Source organism: Streptomyces sp. NPDC059092 (assembly GCF_042756365.1).
Taxonomy (GTDB): Bacteria; Actinomycetota; Actinomycetes; order Streptomycetales; family Streptomycetaceae; genus Streptomyces.
On record NZ_JBHZEJ010000024.1, the window covers coordinates 81669 to 99221 of the forward strand.

Annotated in this window: 16 protein-coding genes and 1 pseudogene; 13 read left to right on the top strand and 4 right to left on the bottom strand. The window is 70.3% G+C overall.

Features of this window, described 5'->3' with window-relative positions; genetic code table 11:
* Positions 1-137: 137 nt before the first annotated feature.
* Together ACFXPL_RS16775 and ACFXPL_RS16780 are read right to left on the bottom strand one after the other, a co-directional pair.
* Positions 138-347: a DUF397 domain-containing protein gene (locus tag ACFXPL_RS16775; RefSeq protein ID WP_384919116.1), complete on the bottom strand. Its 210-nt coding sequence runs from the start codon at positions 345-347 to the stop codon at positions 138-140.
* Positions 344-1177, bottom strand: coding sequence for a helix-turn-helix domain-containing protein (locus tag ACFXPL_RS16780; protein ID WP_384919119.1), 834 nt, complete (start codon positions 1175-1177; stop codon positions 344-346). Before ACFXPL_RS16780 ends, ACFXPL_RS16775 begins: the two co-directional genes overlap by 4 nt.
* Before the next feature lie 230 nt (positions 1178-1407).
* Here ACFXPL_RS16780 and ACFXPL_RS16785 point away from each other — a divergent pair, with 230 nt between their 5' ends.
* Positions 1408-1668: a hypothetical protein gene (locus ACFXPL_RS16785; protein WP_384919122.1), complete on the top strand. Its 261-nt coding sequence runs from the start codon at positions 1408-1410 to the stop codon at positions 1666-1668.
* On the opposite strand, the gene ACFXPL_RS16790 is transcribed toward ACFXPL_RS16785, so the two are convergent.
* On the bottom strand, positions 1658-2317 hold the full coding sequence (locus ACFXPL_RS16790) for a hypothetical protein (protein WP_384919125.1): 660 nt from the start codon (positions 2315-2317) through the stop codon (positions 1658-1660). The genes ACFXPL_RS16785 and ACFXPL_RS16790 overlap by 11 nt on opposite strands.
* Before the next feature lie 356 nt (positions 2318-2673).
* On the opposite strand from ACFXPL_RS16790, the gene ACFXPL_RS16795 reads away from it, so the two are divergent.
* Together ACFXPL_RS16795 and ACFXPL_RS16800 are read left to right on the top strand one after the other, a co-directional pair.
* Positions 2674-3036, top strand: a complete 363-nt coding sequence (locus ACFXPL_RS16795; protein ID WP_384919128.1) for a type II toxin-antitoxin system RelE/ParE family toxin — start codon at positions 2674-2676, stop codon at positions 3034-3036.
* Positions 3033-3350: a helix-turn-helix domain-containing protein gene (locus ACFXPL_RS16800; protein WP_384919131.1), complete on the top strand. Its 318-nt coding sequence runs from the start codon at positions 3033-3035 to the stop codon at positions 3348-3350. The genes ACFXPL_RS16795 and ACFXPL_RS16800 overlap by 4 nt, the downstream gene beginning before the upstream one ends.
* Positions 3351-3571: 221 nt before the next feature.
* Here ACFXPL_RS16800 and ACFXPL_RS16805 read toward each other — a convergent pair whose 3' ends face one another.
* Positions 3572-5029: a CBS domain-containing protein gene (locus ACFXPL_RS16805; protein ID WP_384919134.1), complete on the bottom strand. Its 1458-nt coding sequence runs from the start codon at positions 5027-5029 to the stop codon at positions 3572-3574.
* Positions 5030-5271: 242 nt separating this feature from the next.
* Here ACFXPL_RS16805 and ACFXPL_RS16810 point away from each other — a divergent pair, with 242 nt between their 5' ends.
* From ACFXPL_RS16810 to ACFXPL_RS16855, 10 genes and pseudogenes are all read left to right on the top strand, one after another.
* Positions 5272-5421 carry a hypothetical protein gene (locus tag ACFXPL_RS16810; protein WP_384919137.1) on the top strand — a complete coding sequence of 50 codons (150 nt, stop codon included), beginning with the start codon at positions 5272-5274 and terminating at the stop codon, positions 5419-5421.
* A 106-nt stretch (positions 5422-5527) separates the two neighbouring features.
* Positions 5528-5620: pseudogene (locus tag ACFXPL_RS16815) on the top strand (APH(3'') family aminoglycoside O-phosphotransferase); the annotation flags it as partial.
* A 78-nt stretch (positions 5621-5698) separates the two neighbouring features.
* The gene (locus tag ACFXPL_RS16820) at positions 5699-7774 is read left to right on the top strand and encodes a thioredoxin domain-containing protein (protein ID WP_384919140.1); all 2076 of its coding nucleotides are present in this window, start codon (positions 5699-5701) and stop codon (positions 7772-7774) included.
* Positions 7775-8036: 262 nt separating this feature from the next.
* Positions 8037-9245: a glycosyltransferase gene (locus ACFXPL_RS16825; RefSeq protein WP_384919177.1), complete on the top strand. Its 1209-nt coding sequence runs from the start codon at positions 8037-8039 to the stop codon at positions 9243-9245.
* The gene (locus ACFXPL_RS16830; protein WP_384919143.1) at positions 9242-10987 is read left to right on the top strand and encodes a phospholipid carrier-dependent glycosyltransferase; all 1746 of its coding nucleotides are present in this window, start codon (positions 9242-9244) and stop codon (positions 10985-10987) included. Before ACFXPL_RS16825 ends, ACFXPL_RS16830 begins: the two co-directional genes overlap by 4 nt.
* Positions 10984-12297 (top strand): glycosyltransferase, encoded by a 1314-nt coding sequence (locus tag ACFXPL_RS16835; RefSeq protein WP_384919146.1) that lies wholly within the window; start codon positions 10984-10986, stop codon positions 12295-12297. The genes ACFXPL_RS16830 and ACFXPL_RS16835 overlap by 4 nt, the downstream gene beginning before the upstream one ends.
* A 92-nt stretch (positions 12298-12389) precedes the next feature.
* On the top strand, positions 12390-14867 hold the full coding sequence (locus ACFXPL_RS16840; RefSeq protein ID WP_384919149.1) for a galactose oxidase-like domain-containing protein: 2478 nt from the start codon (positions 12390-12392) through the stop codon (positions 14865-14867).
* Between the two features lie 106 nt (positions 14868-14973).
* A complete protein-coding gene (locus tag ACFXPL_RS16845) occupies positions 14974-15501 on the top strand; it encodes a GNAT family N-acetyltransferase (protein ID WP_384919152.1) in 528 nt (175 codons plus the stop codon).
* Positions 15502-15662: 161 nt separating this feature from the next.
* Positions 15663-16466, top strand: coding sequence for a cupin domain-containing protein (locus tag ACFXPL_RS16850; protein WP_384919155.1), 804 nt, complete (start codon positions 15663-15665; stop codon positions 16464-16466).
* Positions 16463-17488, top strand: a complete 1026-nt coding sequence (locus ACFXPL_RS16855; RefSeq protein ID WP_384919158.1) for a hypothetical protein — start codon at positions 16463-16465, stop codon at positions 17486-17488. The genes ACFXPL_RS16850 and ACFXPL_RS16855 overlap by 4 nt, the downstream gene beginning before the upstream one ends.
* Positions 17489-17553 lie beyond the last annotated feature (65 nt).

Consider the following 17553-nt stretch of genomic DNA (forward strand, 5'->3'; position numbering starts at 1 on the left):
CGCGATGGTCCGGAACCTGCCCTCACCGCCGTACGACCCAGGTGAAGGCTGGAGGACCAGAAGCGGGGGCGGTGCTGGACAGGCGGTGCGGGGCGGGGGCGGACCGATGGGCCCGCCCCCTGGCCCCGACGCCGCCTTTACGCGCCGGAGGTACGGGCGTACGCGACCAGCGCGGCCCAACTCGCCTGGGAGAAGGCGAGGGTGGGGCCGTGCGGGACCTTGCTGTCACGGACGGGGACGAGACCGTGGGTGTGGGCGTAGGCGGGTGACCACTCGACGCAGTTGCCGCCCTCGCCGCTGCTGTAGGCGGACCTGACCCACACGGTCGGGGCTGGGGTGAGATTCACAGTGTCTCCATCTGCTCTCTGATGAGGACGGCGCTCTCCCGTGTTGAAAGCGCTTCGCTCGTCAGATCATCGTAGGCGCGCATGGCCGTTCGAGCATGCTCGGGATCCTCGATGATGCTCGACGTGCGAAAAGCCTCTACCGAGACCACGGTTGAGTGATTCGGCGCGGTCAGAAGCGAGATCGGGCCATCCACGAGGAGATGAGGTTCCGCGTCGAACGGCAGTACCTGCACACGTGTGGTCGGCCGCGTGCCATGCCCCAGAAGCACCGACAGTTGCTCACGCATCATGGCGGGACTCCCCATCCGGTGCCGAATCACGGACTCGCACAGCACCACATAAACGTTCGGTGGGGCAGTGCCCAGGAGGAGTTCCTGCCGGACGAGTCGTGCCCGCACCAGCCCCGCGATCTCCTCGTCAGTGGCGCGTGGGTTGCTGGACCGGAACAGGCTTCGGGCATATTCCCCGGTCTGGAAGAGGCCGGGAAAGATGGTCGGTGACCACTCGCGGATGATCGTCGCTTCCCGTTCCAGCGCCATTCGACGGCGGAACACCGCTGGGTAGGACTGTGAGACCACCTCCTCGTGCAGTCGTTTGAACAGGCCGTTCGTCTCGAAGATTTGATCGAACAGCGCGGGCAGATTGCTGGCGATCGGCGGCACCCCGCGTTCGATCCGGCTGATGGTCGATTTCGACGTACGCGCCTTCCGCGCCAGGTCCGACTGCGTCAGCTTGCCGGCCGCCCGCGTTTCCCGTGCGTCCCGCAGTGCCTCACCGAACACCTCCCTCGGATTGCTAGCCCCGCTGTAGTCGCCGTACCGCTCCGTCATGTGAGAACCCCTTGACCAGAGTTCTGGGAATGGGTGTCACCCGTGACGTCCGCGCAGGCCGACCCGAGTGGGTGGAGGCCGTCCAAAATGCAGGTTGGTCGCTGAACCCCTTCCAGGGCAACACCTCTGGTCACACTATGAACGTGTCCGGTTACTCGTTGTCGAGAGGTTGGCTATGACAAGCCACGGCATCCGAACCCCCTTCCGTGCCCGGCCGAGGCGGTGTCGCGATGGCGAGTAGCGACGCGCGGCGGCTGCTGTCGCTGATGATCGCCACGTTCGGGGTGAACGGCACGCTCGTCGTGCCGAAGGGTGGCTTCGGCCTGGAGGGCGACCTGGACTCGGAGGGCCCGGATCTGGTCCCCGGTTCCGCGCTGCGGTGGCCGCCGTGCCGGTGCGGTGGCCCGACGTGCCCTGATGCCGGGGACTCGGACGCGCGATCGGCGCCGTACGGAGGCGAGCCTCCTCGCGGACCGGACGTCAGTCGCTGACCGTGCCGAGGAAGTGGTCGGCGTCCTCGGGCTCGGCCAGCCTTCCCATCTCCAGCCAGGAGCCGTCGGCGAAGCGGATCCGGAAAGTGGCGAATCCGCGCGGCTGGCCCGCCTCCCCTTCGACGCGGGCCTGGTCGAGGGGGAATTCCGCGACGCTCCGGAAGCCGGCGGCCTTGTTCGGTGACAGCCGGCGGCGCGGGGACGCCGCGACGCAGATACGGTCCCGGGCCAGCATGACCATGCGTTTGCGGTTGGGTGAGTGCCCGTACCGGCGGAGCAGGAGCTGGCCGGCGGTCAGGTTCCAGTCGCCGTCGAAGACGCCGTTGGTCGGGTCGGTGGCGCCGTCACGCGGTGGCCGTGACCGTCGGCCCCGCGGTCCCGGACTCCGTCGCCGCGAGGACGGGCGGGTGATGGTGGTGAGGTCTTCCAGCTTCCCGATCAGCATGATCGGGATGACGACGAAGAAGAACACCACGCCCCCGACGTACAGCAGCCAGTGGTGACCCGGCTTCAGCCGTCCCTTGCCCGCGGCGCGGTGAACGTCCTTGGGCGGGGCAGGGACGGTCTTCTGGATCTCGCACCAGACCAGGGCCACGGGATCCTCCCCCAGGACCTTCCGCGCCCGCCGCCGCACCGCTCGTTTCGCCATGCCGGAGATCGTAGTGCGCCCGACGAAGTGTCAGGTGGGGCGGGCATCGCCACGGCCGGGCAGTACCGGGCAGGCCTCCGGCGGGCCTGATGCCGGTCAGGGCAGTGTGTGGGCTGGGCGTTCGCGGTGCTCGGGATCTGATGACGGGCGGTTTCGGCGGTGGCTGGTGTGAGCGGTGGCGGCCGGCGACTCCGGAGCTGGCCTTTTTCTTACGGAGGACGGCTCTGCGTCCCCGTTTCACGCCCCCGCGGAACGCTCGATAACGCGCCTTGCTCGATTCCTGAGCCCATGTCTCGAACCACGTCCGCTACGCGTCGGCCGAACCCAGAGTGTATAGCGTTCGCTATACTCGTTGTATGGACGGCGAGTGGGAGATCTTTCTGGTCGACGAGGTGCGCGACTGGATCGAAAACCTTGATGACTTGGCGCATGCCCGTGTGGTGCAGGCGCTGGACGCCCTGTCGGAGGGAGGCCCAGGGCTTGGGCGCCCGCTGGTCGATACCATCCATGGATCATCGATGGCGAACCTCAAGGAACTACGTCCTGGCACTGTGCGAATCTTGTTCGCTTTCGATCCATGGCGCTGCAGCATTCTGCTGGTGGCAGGTGACAAGGCGGGGCAGTGGAACGAGTGGTACCGGGAAGCGGTTCCACTGGCTGAGGAGCGCTACGAGATCTACGTGAAGGAACGGGCTCAGGAAGAAGGAGGACGGTCATGAGTGGCTACACGCGCTGGCAGGACATCCGCGCTGAGCATGTTGCCCGCGCCGGAGGCGAGGAGGCGGTACGAGCAGGCAAGGAGGAGTTGCTCGCGGAGATGACCGGCCGCCGTCTGGCGGAACTACGGCGGGCCCGAGGGCTGACCCAGCAGGACGTGGCCGACCGTATGGGTGTGACCAAGGGGCGCGTGTCGCAGATTGAGCGGGGACACATCTCCGGCCAGGACGTCCTCGCCCGATTTGCCGTCGCTCTGGGTGGGCGCCTGCATCAGGCCATTTATTTCGATGACGGGGACATCGCGGCCATCGCCTGAGGCGCGCACAGTGGTGGAAGCGGGCCCGCGAAAAGGGCTGGCTGCGCGAAATGATTCGCGCGCACCGTATGGGCGTATGGGTGGGACAGGTCGCCAGGATGGCCTCGTGGCGACTGTCGGAGCCGTGTCCTGTCCTCGGCCGTGGGAGTGTGCGGCAGGCGCGGTGCCTACGGGCCGCGCAGGCGACGCCTACGCGGGGATCGGGCGTCCCGGAGGTTTCGTCAGGCCCCGTACTTCCGCAGCGCCGCGATCATGCGACGGATCTTTTGGACGTCGTTTTCTTCGACGCCGTCCGAGTTGAAGTGCATCAGCTCATTACGGATCTTCCGCAGCTCGTCGAGCCTCTTCACGAAGACCCTGCGATCCAGCGGCCACCCCAGTGTCTCCCACATGGGTGGGTTCTCCAGGATTCGCTGGTAGTCCCCGAACGACATGTCATCGAACGACATGATCCCACCACTGCCGTCCGGATCGCACAGCTTGACGGCTTCCGCCAGGTCGACGGAGTCGGAGGCCACTCTGCGCAGTCGCTGATCCAACTCGCCTATCAGGGAGAAAGGGGTCGCCAGAGCGCCGTAGGCCGCGGCGGCATCATTGGCGGTAACGATTCCGGCGATGATGTTGGTCTCGTCCTTCACCAGGACGAAGCCGAACTGAGTGAGCTGGGGCAGCACGTCGATCAGATGGTGGTCGTAGGGCACCGAGTGGGCCGGAACGATTGCCTGTGAGAAGGGGGCGTCCGCGTCGGAGTGCCGTGCCATGGCTATGGACTCCCAGGTGACCGCGCCCTGAAGGTTCCGGCTGCCCGTCATCACCGGAAGCTGAGAATAATCGTTGAGGGTCATCTTGGTAACGGCTTCCTCGAAGGTCGAGTTCGGGGAAACCGAGACGACCCCTGAGAGCGCCGAGTCCAGACGCCCGACCGTGAGATCCATGATGGGCTCACGCTCGCTGTCGTCCACGGTGTTGTCCACACTCGTGTCCCCGTGGTCCGGCACCTCGTGGTCGGCGGCGCCGACCAACAGATCGGGCTGCTCATCCGTCTCCGGCTCGCTGTCCTTCTCCACCGGGGTGCTGACCAGTCGAACCGAGGCATCGAGGGGGACGGCCCCGAAGTCGGGCGATGTCGACAGGGCGTGATTCGACAGTTCGGCGGCGACCTGGTTGCTGATCAGGTAGCCGCGCCGAGCCGCGCCCCACCAGCCGAAGAGTTCCCGGACGGTGAGCGCGACAGGCTGCCCGTCTGCGGCCGCTTCGCGGGCGTTCTTCAGCCTTTCATGCCGGACAGTGGAGAACTTTCCGTCCTCCGATTCCTCGGGAGCCTGCTCCGCCAAAGAGTCCAGGAGTCGCTGCCGAAGGGTGTCCAGCATGGTGCCGTCGCGCAGCGCCCAGGCGTTCCAGCCGTCGAAGGAGCCACTGCCCACGGCTGCCTTGGCCGCTCTGGACGGGGAGGCGAACTGGCGTCCGTTCTTGAGCTTGATTGCGTGATCTCTGGACACCCAGGCAATGTGAGTGGTGCCCACACGGGGCCGCTCGAAGATCAGTTCGGTACCAATGTCCAATAGTCCGGCACGTACGAGATCCGAGACACGTACACGGCGTCCCGAAATCAGATACGAAGCGCGGCCTGGGACAGCAAGGTCAATCTCTCCGCCGGTGTGGTGCCCTGTGTCCGTCATACGTTCCTCCCCGCAGCCTCGGACCATATTGCAGGTCCTCGGCGCCTCCCCCGATCGGTGATCAGCAGATCATCACAGATGGTCAGGCTTCGCGTCGAGACTTTTCGTGCGCGGACGCATTACCGTCGACCTCTTCCGCGGGGTAGGTACATTCGCGGCCCCGCACCGGAACCGGCGCACCTTTAATGGTGTCAGCGTCCTGGGACTGTTTCTCTGCGTGCACTGCGCGTGGCTGGTGATCGGTGCTGGACCTCGGTGATCCGCTGCACCTGCCGTACGTTCAACTGGTGCACCTCTGGCGGGTTGACGGCCTCATGACGCTCACCGGGCTGCTGCCGGCCTGCCGCGTGGCCCGGGTCGGCCCGGTCGCCGAGTTGGGCACCGGCGAATAAGCCGTGGGGCAGGGCGCGGCGTGCCCCCGCCCTTGAAGAAGGGGGCGGGGTGCGCGCCGGACGTCCGAGCTGGGCGGTCCTTGCCGGCGGCTCGAACTCGCCTGCGGCGGACGGGGCGTTCGCCGGCCGGTACGGAGTCGCACTCGACCGTGAGCGGGAGCGCTTCTACCTCCACCTCGATCCGCTCACCTGGGGCTGAGCCCTTCGCCCGGGTCCTGGGCGTGTCGCTCCTCGGCCCGGGGTGGGTGCGGCGCGGGTGTGCGCGAGGATGGGGTGCATGGCGAACCGACTGGCCCATGAGACCTCCCCGTACCTCCTCCAGCACGCCGACAACCCCGTCGACTGGTGGCCCTGGTCGCCGGAGGCGTTCGCCGAGGCCCGGCGCCGGGGGGTGCCGGTGCTGCTCAGTGTGGGGTATTCGAGTTGCCACTGGTGCCATGTGATGGCGGGCGAGAGCTTCGAGGACGTGACCACCGCCAAGTACATGAACGCCCACTTCGTCAACATCAAGGTCGACCGCGAGGAGCGGCCCGATGTCGACGCCGTCTACATGGAGGCCGTGCAGGCCGCCACCGGGCAGGGCGGGTGGCCCATGACCGTGTTCCTCGACGGGGACGGCGCGCCCTTCTACTTCGGTACGTACTTCCCGCCCGAGCCCCGGCACGGCATGGCGTCCTTCCCGCAGGTGCTCGAAGGTGTCAGCTCCGCCTGGACTGGCCGGCGCGAGGAGGTCGCCGAGGTGGCCGCGCGGATCGTCGGGGAGCTGGCCGGGCGGTCGCTCGCGCAGAGCGGGGACGGGCCGCCCGGGGAGGGGGAGCTGGCGCAGGCGCTGCTGGGGCTGACCCGGGAGTACGACGCGCAGCGGGGCGGGTTCGGTGGGGCGCCGAAGTTTCCGGCGGCGATGGTGGTGGAGTTCCTGCTGCGCCACCACGCCCGTACCGGTTCCGAGGGCGCGCTCCAGATGGCGACGGACACCTGTGAGGCGATGGCGCGCGGCGGGATCTACGACCAGCTCGGCGGCGGGTTCGCGCGCTACTCCGTGGACCGCGAGTGGACCGTGCCCCACTTCGAGAAGATGCTGTACGACAACGCCCTTCTGTGCCGGGTGTACGCGCATGTCTGGCGGGCCACCGGCTCCGAGCTGGCCCGTCGGGTCGCCGTCGAGACCGCCGACTTCATGGTCCGTGAACTGCGCACCGCCGAGGGCGGGTTCGCCTCCGCCCTGGACGCCGACAGCGAGGACGGCAGCGGCAGCGGGAAGCATGTGGAGGGCGCGTTCTACGTCTGGACGCCCGGCCAACTGCGCGACGTGCTGGGGGAGTCCGACGCCGAGTTCGCCGCCCAGTACTACGGGGTGACGGAGGAGGGCACCTTCGAGGAGGGCGCCTCCGTGCTGCAACTGCCCGTCGGGGAAGGGGTGGTGGACGCCGGACGCGTCGAGTCCGTACGGGCACGGCTCCTCGCCGCCCGCGAGGAGCGGCGGGAGCGGCCGGGGCGCGACGACAAGATCGTGGCCGCCTGGAACGGGCTGGCCGTCGCCGCGCTGGCCGAGACCGGTGCGTACTTCGACCGGCCGGACCTGGTGGAGCGGGCGACCGAGGCCGCCGATCTGCTCGTACGCCTCCACATGGACGGGGCGGCACGGCTGGCCCGTACCTCGAAGGACGGGCGGGCCGGGGCGAACGCCGGGGTGCTGGAGGACTACGCCGATGTGGCGGAGGGGTTCCTCGCGCTCGCCGGGGTCACCGGTGAGGGCGTCTGGCTGGAATTCGCCGGGTTCCTGCTGGACATTGTCCTGGACCGGTTCGTGGCGGAGGGCGGTGCGCTGTACGACACGGCCGACGACGCCGAGCAGTTGATCCGCCGGCCCCAGGATCCGACGGACAACGCCACGCCGTCCGGCTGGACGGCCGCCGCCGGTGCGCTGCTCTCGTACGCGGCCCACACCGGCTCCGAGCGCCACCGGAGTGCGGCGGAAGGGGCGTTGGGGGTCGTCAAGGCGCTCGGGCCGCGGGCGCCGCGCTTCATCGGCTGGGGGCTCGCGGTCGCCGAGGCGGCGCTGGACGGGCCCCGTGAGGTCGCGGTCCTCGGTGCGGAGGGCGGTGCGGAGGGCCGCGTGGGGGACGGTGCGGCGGCCGAGGGTGTTGCCGCGATGCACCGGGCCGCTCTGCTGGCCACCGCGCCCGGCGCCGTCGTCGCGGCCGGTGCGCCGGGGAGCGACGAGTTCCCGCTGCTGGCGGACCGCCCGCTGATCGGCGATCGTGCCACCGCGTACGTCTGCCGGCGCTTCGTCTGCTCCGCCCCGACGACCGAACTCGAACACCTGAAGGGTGAATTGGGGGTGTTCGAGTAGAGGGTGGCTGATTTCTGACCCGTGGTGAATGGGACCGAAACGCAGCATTCACCCAATCGGCCCTCCAGTCGTCACAGGTCCCCCTTATTGTCTTCACAGCAGACGCAACAAGTGCGCGTGGGGGACATGCGTACAGGGGGATGACGGGTGCGCCGGCGGCCAGGGGGGCCTTGCCGCGGCCACCCAGGCCGAGGGGGGCCGTGTGGTCACGTCCGTGTTCATAGCCGCGTTCATCGCCGCCGTATCACTGGCGCTGTTCTGGATGGCCGCGTTCACGCTCTGGTGGCAGATGCATGCCTGGCGTACGCCCGAGACGCTGGCCGCCACCCGGTTCGACCCGCCCGACGGCGGCCGGGCGGGCTCGTTCTCGCTGCTCCTGCCCGCCCGCCACGAGCAGGCGGTGCTGGAGCACACCATCGAACGGCTGCTGGAATCCAGCCACTCCAGCTTCGAGATCATCGTCATCGTCGGACACGACGACCCGGAGACCGCGGCGGTCGCCGAGCGGGCCGCCGCCCGCGACCCCGGCCGGGTCCGGGTCGTCGTCGACACCCACGAGGCCAAGAACAAACCCAAAGCGCTCAACACCGCGCTGCCGCACTGCACCGGTGAGATCGTCGGGGTCTTCGACGCCGAGGACCAGGTCCACCCCGAGCTGCTCACCCACGTCGACCACGCCTTCCGCTCCACCGGCGCCGATGTCGTCCAGGGCGGCGTCCAGCTCATCAACTTCCATTCGAGCTGGTACAGCCTGCGCAACTGCCTGGAGTACTTCTTCTGGTTCCGCAGCAGGCTCCATCTGCACGCCCAGAAGGGGTTCATCCCGCTCGGCGGCAACACCGTCTTCGTACGGACCGACGTGCTGCGCGAGGCCGGCGGCTGGGACCAGAACTGCCTGGCCGAGGACTGTGACCTGGGCGTACGGCTCTCCAGCGTCGGCAAGAAGGTCGTCGTCGCGTACGACTCCGACATGGTCACCCGCGAGGAGACACCCGGCTCGCTGATGTCGCTGCTCAAACAGCGCACCCGCTGGAACCAGGGCTTCCTCCAGGTCTACCGCAAGGGTGACTGGCGTCAACTGCCCACATCCGGGCAGCGTCTGCTGGCCCGCTACACCCTCATGACCCCGTTCTTCCAGGCGTTCACCGGGCTCGTCATCCCGCTCAACGTCTGTATCGCGCTCTTCCTCGACGTACCGGTCACGGTCGCGTTCGTGACCTTCCTGCCGCTCGTCACCGCCCTCGTGACCTTCGTCTTCGAGATCGTCGGACTCCACGACTTCGGCAAGCAGTACGGACTGCGGATCCGCCTGACGCACTACCTGAAGCTCATCGCCGGCGGCCCCTTCTACCAGGTCATGCTGGCCGGCGCGGCGATCCGTGCGGTCTGGCGCGACCGGCGGGGGCGCGACGACTGGGAGCTGACCAGCCATGTCGGCGCGCACCTCACCCGAGAGGACGTCCACGCGTGACCTCCACCCTCCCCGTGGTGACGACGGAGACGGACCAGAGACCGCTCGTACCCGCGCGGAACGGCCCCGCCCCGCAACTCCCCGCCGAGCAGGACCCGGACCGGAAGACCCCCGCCGTCCACGGCACCGGACCACGGGGCGCCGTACGGCCCGTGGTGCGCTTCCGGCGCTCACGCTCCGATCTGGTCCTCTGCGGGGTCCTCCTCGTCGCGATCCTGCTCGTTCAGGGCTGGAACATCCAGCACTACCCCACCCTCAGCGACGACGAGGGCACCTACCTCGCCCAGGCCTGGGCCGTCCAGGAGGGCAAGGGCCTCGCCCACTACACGTACTGGTACGACCATCCGCCGCTCGGCTGGATGCAGATCGCCTTCCTGACCTGGCTGCCCTCGCTCTTCTCGCCCGAGGCCATGACGGTCGCCCCCATGCGCTGCGCGATGCTGCTGGTCAGCGCCGCGAGCGCGGTCCTCCTGTACGTACTGGCCCGGCGGCTGTGGCTGCCGCGCTGGGCGGCCGGTCTCGCGATGGTCCTCTTCGGGCTCTCCCCGCTCTCCGTGGTGCTCCAGCGGGAGATCTTCCTCGACAACATCGCCGTGATGTGGATCCTGCTGGCGTTCTGCCTCGCGGCCTCGCCGAGCCGCCATCTCTGGCACCACTTCGCGGCCGGTCTGGCCGCCGCGACCGGCGTGCTCACCAAAGAGACCATGCTCGTGGTGCTGCCCGCGCTGCTGGTCACGATGTGGCGCCACAGCCACCGCGACACCCGTAAGTTCGCGGTCACCGGAGCCGTCACCGCCTGTGTGCTGACCGGCCTCTCGTATCCGCTCTTCGCCCTGCTCAAAGGCGAGTTGCTGCCCGGCGGCGGCCATGTCTCGCTGTGGGACGGCATCACGTACCAGATGAGCCGTCCGGGCTCCGGCTTCGTCCTCGACCCGGGCAGCGGCTCGTACGGTGTGCTCCAGTCCTGGCTGTACTACGACCGGATCCTGCCACTGGGCGGCATCGCGGGCGCGCTCCTGCTCATGGTCACCCTGCGCTGGTCGGTCACCGCGCGGGCGCTGGCCGGGCCCGCCCTCGCCGTCGTGATCCTGACCGCCGTCGCCCTGCGCCCGTCCGGCTACCTGCCCGCGATGTACGTCATCCAGGGGCTGCCGTTCCTGGCACTCGTGCTGGCCGGCGGCGCGGCGAGCGTCACCCACGCCGTACTGCGCAGGTGGCGCCGCCCGGAGCAGAGCCGCACGGTGACGGGCCTGCGCTGGACGGCCCTGGCCGCGCTGGCGGCGACCGCCGCCGTACTCGTCGTACCGCGCTGGTACGACGGCGACCGCACCGCGCTGACCGCCGACGCCAACGCCCCCTACCGGGCCGCCGCCTCCTGGATGGCGCGGGAGGTCCCCGACCCGTCCCGGGCCCGGGTGCTCGTGGACGACGCGCTCTGGCTCGACCTCGTACACGCGGGATACGAACCGGGCCTCGGCGCCATCTGGTTCTACAAGGCCGACCTCGACCCGGCCGTCACGAAGACGATGCCCGGCGGCTGGCGCGACCTGGACTACGTCGTCGCCTCCCCGACCGTACGGCGCGACGCGCGCGACCTGCCCAACGTGCGCGACGCACTGAACCATTCGACGTCCGTCGCCGTCTTCGGCACGGGCGAGGACCGGATCGAGATCCGGCGGATCACCGGGAACGACCGTGCTGCCGCACGGAACGGCACCAGCACGGGAGGCGACGAGCGATGAGCATTCCTCCGCCCACCGGGGCCGGCGAGCCGGGACCCCCCGGACGCCACGGACCCCCCGGACGCCACGAACTCGGCGACCCCGTGCTCGAAGCGACCGCCGTCGCCGAACCCGGCGCGGTCACCGTCATCATCCCGACCTTCAACGAGGCCGGGAACGTGCGGGAGTTGCTGCGGCAGCTCACCGACGCCGTACCCGCAAGGCTGCCCTGCGAAGTGCTCTTCGTCGACGACTCGACGGACGACACCCCCGCCGTCATCGCCTCCGCCGCGCAGGACTGCCCCTTCCCCGTCACCGTCATCCACCGCGACACCCCCGAGGGCGGCCTCGGCGGCGCCGTCGTCGAAGGGCTCAAGGCCGCCGGATCCGACTGGATCGTCGTCATGGACGCCGACCTCCAGCACCCGCCCGCGCTCGTCCCCGACCTCGTCGCCGCCGGTGAGCGCGCGTCCGCCGACCTCGTCGTCGCCAGCCGCTACCTCGACGGCGGCAGCCGCGCCGGGCTCGCGGGCGGCTACCGCGTCGCCGTCTCGCGCGCCGCGACCTGGCTCACCAAGGCTCTCTTCCCGGGCCGGCTGCGCGGCATCAGCGACCCGATGAGCGGCTTCTTCGCGATCCGCCGCTCCGCCGTCACCTCGGACGCGCTGCGCCCGCTCGGCTACAAGATCCTGCTGGAACTGGCCGTACGCTGCCGCCCCGAGCAGCCCACCGAGGTCCCGTTCGTCTTCCGCGACCGTTTCGCGGGCGAGTCCAAGTCGACCGCCAAGGAGGGCCTGCGCTTCCTGCGCCACCTCGTGGAGCTGCGGACGGCCTCCCCGCTCGCCCGGATGGCCGCCTTCGGACTGATCGGGCTGACCGGCTTCGTACCCAACCTGCTCGCGCTGTACGGGCTGACGGCGGCCGGGGTGCACTACCTGCCGGCCGAGGTGGCGGCCAACCAGTTCGGCGTGGCGTGGAACTTCGTCCTCATCGAGCTGCTGCTCTTCCGCAGCCGGCGCGCCCACCGGCACTGGGCGGACCGGGTGGGCCGGTTCGCGCTGCTCGCCAACGCCGATCTGCTGCTGCGGATCCCGCTGATCGCGCTGTTCGTGTCGCGGTTCGGGATGGGGGCCCTGACGGCGACGGCGTGCGCGCTGCTCGCGACGTTCGTGGTGCGGTTCGCGGGGACGGAAGCGCTGGTCTACCTGCCGAAGCGGACCCCCGGGCGGCGGCGCGGCAGCCGGGGCGGCGGCGCGGCGCGGCCGGAGGCGGAAAGCCCTGTGGCGTCGTCCGGCAGGGTCAGGGACCTGGAGACGGAGGTCGGCCGGTGAACCCGTTCCGTACGCCGGGAACCCTCCGCGGGCCGAGCCGGAGTCGTACGCCGGGAATCTTCCACGGACCGGGCCGGCTCCGTACGCCGGTGATGTTCCGCGAGCCCGCCCGGCCGGCGCGCGCCTCGCGCCGTACCGCGCTCCTCGCCGTCACCGCGCTCACCGCCGGGCTGCTGCTGAGCGCCCAGCAGCCCGCGCTGGCCGGGGCCGATCTCGTCAAGAACCCCGGCTTCGAGACACCGGGCACCGGCGGCGCCGGGGACATGCCGTACTGCTGGGAGCAGTCAGGCTGGGGCGACAACGACTTCTCCTTCACCACCGTCGCCGACGCCCACTCCGGCACGAAGGCCCTCAAGGTCGAGCTGACCCGCCGGGCCGACGGCGACCGCAAGGCGCTCATCACCGAGTCCGCCGCCTGCGCGCCCGGCGTGCGGCCGGACCGGCAGTACGACCTGTCCCTCTGGTACAAGTCGACCACTCCGGATGTCGCGCTCACCCTCTTCCGGCACGACACCACCACCGGCTGGCAGTACTGGACCGACCTCAAGACCCTGGAGCTGAGCCCCGGTTACCGGCGCGCCGAGGTCCGCACCCCCGTCGTCCCGCCCGGCACCGACCGGATCACCTGGGGCGCCTCCGTGTACGGCACGGGCAGCGTGACCACCGACGACTACGGCATGGATGAGGTCGCCCCGCCACCCGCCGAGCCCGGATGCACCGGGACGCCGCAGGAGTGCGCCGACGGGAAGTGGGAGGTCCTGCCGACCGAGAACCCGGTGCGGTCCATGCACTCGGTCGTCCTCCACAACGGCAAGGTCCTGCTGATCGCCGGCTCGGGCAACGACGTCGACAGCTTCGAGGCCGGCACCTTCACCTCCGCCGTGTACGACCCGCGGGACGGCTCGTACCGTACGATCCCGACGCCCGACGACATGTTCTGCTCCGGCCACGTCCAGCTCTCCGACGGCCGCGTGCTGGTCATGAGCGGCAACAAGGGCTATCCGTCGGCGGACGGCACGGTCGGCTACCAGGGGTACAAGGACAGCTACGTCTTCGACCCGGCGACCGAGACGTACAGCAGGACCAACGACATGAACGACGGCCACTGGTACCCGTCGGCCACCCTCATGGGCAACGGCGACGTGCTCTCCTTCGGCGGGCTCCGCGAGGACTCCACCGGCTCGGTGACCGCCGAACGCTGGTCGGCCACGGAGGAGAAGTGGCTCCCGGCCTGGCAGGTCAACCAGACCTGGTCGTACTGGGGCCTCTACCCGTCGATGATCCTCATGCAGGACGGCCGCCTCTTCTACTCCGGCAGCCACGTCTTCGGCAACGGCACCCCGGGCACCGGCTCCTCCGTCTACGACTACGACGCCAACACCGTGACCGACATACCCGGGCTCCGGAACAAGGACGAGCGCGACCAGTCGGCGAGCGTGCTGCTGCCGCCCGCCCAGGACCAGCGGGTACTGACGATCGGCGGCGGCAACATCGACTCCAACCCGGAGGCGGGCCGGCTCACCGACCTCATCGACCTCAAGGACCCGAACCCCCGCTACACGGCGGGCCCGCCGCTCCCGCAGGGCACGGTCGACCTCGGCAACGGCCCGCAACCGCAGACCGGGGCGCAGGGCAAGATGTACGGCTCGGCGGTGCTGCTGCCGGACGGCAAGGTGCTGGAGACGGGCGGCGCGCTGCACAACCGGGCCAACCCGGTGTACGAGTCGTCGCTCTTCGACCCGGCGACGGACACCTTCGACCCGGTGGCGGTCGATCCGGAGGCGCGCGGCTACCACTCCTCGGCGTTCCTGCTGCCCGACGGCCGCGTCATGACGACCGGCGACAACCCCGGCAACGGCACCTGGAACCACCAGGTGTCCCTCTACACCCCGCCGTACCTCCTGCGGGGCGAACGGCCCCGGATCACCTCGCTGATCGACAACCAGTGGCTGTACGGAGACACGCGGCGCATCACGGTCGACCGGCCGATCGCCAAGGCGGAACTGATCCGCCCGGCCGCGGTGACCCACTCCTCCGACCCCAACCAGCGCTTCGTGGACCTGCCGCTCACGGTGGACGGCGACAACGTCGACCTGAACGTCACGAGCAACCCCGACCTGGCGCCCCCGGGCTGGTACATGCTCTTCGCGGTCGACGCCAACGGCATCCCGTCGGTGGCCGAATGGATCCACCTCGGCGGTCCGCCCGCCCTGGCCGCGAAGGCCGCCGGGTCGGCCCATGTCCACGGCTTCGCAGGCGAGTTGACCCAGCCCGCGAAACAGAGCCGGAAGCCCAGGGCCTCGGAGCCGGTGAGCCCGCGGGTGGCGGGATGCGACCGGCACTACGGCTCCGCGAACGTCTGCGTACCGACGGTCTTCCCGGAGACGGCCACGGTCACGGGTGCGGGTGCGGGTGCGCGTGCGGGCCGTGAGGTGACGAAGGCGCGGTGCGCCTGGCTCGCGGCCAACGACTACGGCCGGCTGAAGGTCAACGGCAAGGACGACCCGCTCCGTCTGGACCCGGACAGGGACGGCGTCGCCTGCGGAAAGGGCGACCTGAAGGTGCGGTGATCCGGCGGCCCGGAGGCGGATATTCGGTTGGGCGGGCGCGTGACGCCGTGTTATTCCTGGCGGGTTCCGTAGATCGATCGTACGAAAACCCGAAGGGCTGGCCGGTGTGGTGCTCGGAAACCTGGTGAAACTGCGGGCCATGGAGCCGTCGGACGCCGAGGCGCTGTGGCGGTGGAACCACGACCCCGAGGTCATGCGCTGGATGAGCGACGGTTACGCGCAATCGCAGGCCCGGGTCAGGAAGAGCATGGAGGAGCGCCCGCGCAACGCGTACGGCGATGTGCTGTACGGCGTCGAGACGCTGGACGGCGCCACGCTCGTCGGCCTGGTCCGGCTGCGGGACACCGAGCCGGAGACGGGCTGTGCGGAGCTGGACATCTACCTCGGGGAGAAGGAGTACTGGGGGCGCGGTTACGCCACCGACGCGATGCGGACGATCTGCCGGTACGGCTTCGAGAAGATGCGGCTGCACAAGATCACGCTGACGGTGGTCACCGAGAACCACGCGGCCCACCACGTCTACCGGAAGGTCGGCTTCGTGGAGGAGGGCAGGCTCCGTCAGGTCTTCCGGCGCGACGGCCGGTGGTACGACATGTTCACGATGGGCCTGCTGGAGGGCGAGTTGCGCGACTGACGACCTGTCAGGCCGTGGTCCCGGGCCTCGGCGGCCTCGTGGGGCGGGCTGGGCGCCGTGACTTCACCGGGATGTCAGAGGCCCGCCCTATCATCGGTTCCGAGTGTTCCCGGTCACAGCTCTACGCTGCGATCGTGGTCGACAGCGCGAGGGGGGCGTTGATGTTCGACGTGGAATTCGGGGCCCGGTCCGGTGCGCCGGGTGTGCGGGGGATGGCGCGGCTGGCGCGGGGGCTGCCGTACGGCGTGGAGGTGTTCCACCTCCGGCCCGACGGCCGGGTGCTCTTCGCGGACCGGGAGGGGGCCCGGGAGCTGGGGCCGAGCGAGGAGTTCCTGCGGTTCATCGACGACGGGCAGTTCGCCCACTATCTCGTCGGGGACGCGCGGACCTCCCCCGAGCGGCCGTCGAACGCGACGTTCAAGCTCGGGGTCGTCGGCCCGCGCAGCGCGTTCACCCCGCACGCGCACGGCGGGGAGCACATCGTGCTCAGCCTCGGGCACGCGTCCTGCGGTCTGTACGATCCGGTACGGCGCCGGGTCGCCGAGGTGCGGCTGTTCCCCGGGGCGATGATCCGGATACCCGAGATGATGCCGCACTCCTTCGCCAACCGGGGTGCGCAGCCGCTCAACATCCTCGCCGCCAACACCGGTTTCGGCATCGACCACGAGGACTACGCGATCACGGCGGACGAGGCCGAGCGCCGTGCCGCCGGTGCGGGAGCGGGGGCCGAGGTGCCGGTGGAGGTCGAGGTGGGCGGCGGGCCGGCCACCTCCGGCCAGGGATCCGCCGTCGGCCGTGTCTCCTCCGCCGTCGGTCAGGTTGCCGCCGACTACGGGAAGCTCGCCGCCGCGCTGCGCGAGATCGAGGGCCTTCAGCGTGCCGGCGGGGTCGGCGCCGTCGGCGCGCGCGAGCGGCTCGCCGCCGGGCTGCGGCGGGCCGCGGCCGTGCTGGAGGGGCCCCGATGATCTGTCCGCACTGTGACCAGAACCTGCTCCAGCGGGAGCGTACGGGCCGTACCTGCTCCAAGTGCAACCGGCAGTTCGCGCTGGACCCCAAGACCAACTCGCTGCGGCTGAGCGACGTACGGATCAGGCGCGTCGTCGCGAAGCTCACCGACGGCGGCCGGACCCGGATCACCGTCAACCAGCTCTGGTACGCCCTGACCCGCGGGAGGACGAGGCGGGGCAGCGGCCGGGCCGGCGCCGTCGGATGTCTGGCGGCCGGGCTGCCCGTGGCGCTCGTGCTGCTGATCGGCGGGATGTCCGCCGACGCGGGGGTGGTCGCGTTCCTCGGCTTCCTGCTCGGTGTCGTCACCGTCCTCGTGTACGCCTCGTCCCTCGGACGCCGCCACCGCGCCGTCGAGGCGCATCCCCTCAGCCACTTCCGCTCCACCTCGATGAGCCTGTGGGTGTCGGTCTACGGCTCGCTGCCGCCCGGCGTCGTGGACGAGAGACACTTCCGGCACCCGGAGCCGCCCGCGCGGCCCAGGGCGGTGCTGCTCTGCGGTGACGCGAGCATCGCCGCCTTCCTCGCCGCCAACGGGATACCCGGGAGGTACGACATAGCCCTCGCCACCCGCGCCGACCAGGTGGCGCCCGGTGCGGTGCCGGTGATCGTGCTGCACGACGCCGATGTGACGGGCTGCCAGTTGGCCGGGGACATCCGTGCCGCCCTGCCCGGCCGCCGGGTCGTCGACGCCGGGCTGCCGCCCCGGGCCGTCATGAACGCGCCGGGCGCCGTGCCCGTACGCGGGCCCAGGCCGCCGGCCGGGGTGCTGGGCCGGCTGCGCGGGAGCGGGGCGCTCACCGACGCCGAGGTGGACTGGCTGGCCAAGGGGTGGTCGGGCCCCCTCGGCGCCGTGCCGCCCGGCAAACTGATCGCCGCCGTCACCCGCGTGATCGAACGCGTCACGGGGGCGAAGGACGCCGACGTGGCGAAGGCCGAGGCGGTCGGATTCCTCACCTGGCCCGGCGAGGCCGCCTCATGACGGGCGAGCGCCGGCCGGACCGGGCCGGAAGCGCCGCCGGGCCCGGCGACGGGACACGTGACCGG

Bases quoted from the DNA above. Each gene is read 5' to 3' on its own strand.
- ACFXPL_RS16780 (WP_384919119.1), bottom strand. From the start codon at position 1,177: ATGACGGAGCGGTACGGCGACTACAGCGGGGCTAGCAATCCGAGGGAG.
- ACFXPL_RS16785 (WP_384919122.1), top strand. From the start codon at position 1,408: ATGGCGAGTAGCGACGCGCGGCGGCTGCTGTCGCTGATGATCGCCACG.
- ACFXPL_RS16790 (WP_384919125.1), bottom strand. From the start codon at position 2,317: ATGGCGAAACGAGCGGTGCGGCGGCGGGCGCGGAAGGTCCTGGGGGAG.
- ACFXPL_RS16795 (WP_384919128.1), top strand. From the start codon at position 2,674: ATGGACGGCGAGTGGGAGATCTTTCTGGTCGACGAGGTGCGCGACTGG.
- ACFXPL_RS16800 (WP_384919131.1), top strand. From the start codon at position 3,033: ATGAGTGGCTACACGCGCTGGCAGGACATCCGCGCTGAGCATGTTGCC.
- ACFXPL_RS16805 (WP_384919134.1), bottom strand. From the start codon at position 5,029: ATGACGGACACAGGGCACCACACCGGCGGAGAGATTGACCTTGCTGTC.
- ACFXPL_RS16820 (WP_384919140.1), top strand. From the start codon at position 5,699: ATGGCGAACCGACTGGCCCATGAGACCTCCCCGTACCTCCTCCAGCAC.
- ACFXPL_RS16825 (WP_384919177.1), top strand. From the start codon at position 8,037: ATGGCCGCGTTCACGCTCTGGTGGCAGATGCATGCCTGGCGTACGCCC.
- ACFXPL_RS16835 (WP_384919146.1), top strand. From the start codon at position 10,984: ATGAGCATTCCTCCGCCCACCGGGGCCGGCGAGCCGGGACCCCCCGGA.
- ACFXPL_RS16840 (WP_384919149.1), top strand. From the start codon at position 12,390: ATGTTCCGCGAGCCCGCCCGGCCGGCGCGCGCCTCGCGCCGTACCGCG.
- ACFXPL_RS16850 (WP_384919155.1), top strand. From the start codon at position 15,663: ATGTTCGACGTGGAATTCGGGGCCCGGTCCGGTGCGCCGGGTGTGCGG.
- ACFXPL_RS16855 (WP_384919158.1), top strand. From the start codon at position 16,463: ATGATCTGTCCGCACTGTGACCAGAACCTGCTCCAGCGGGAGCGTACG.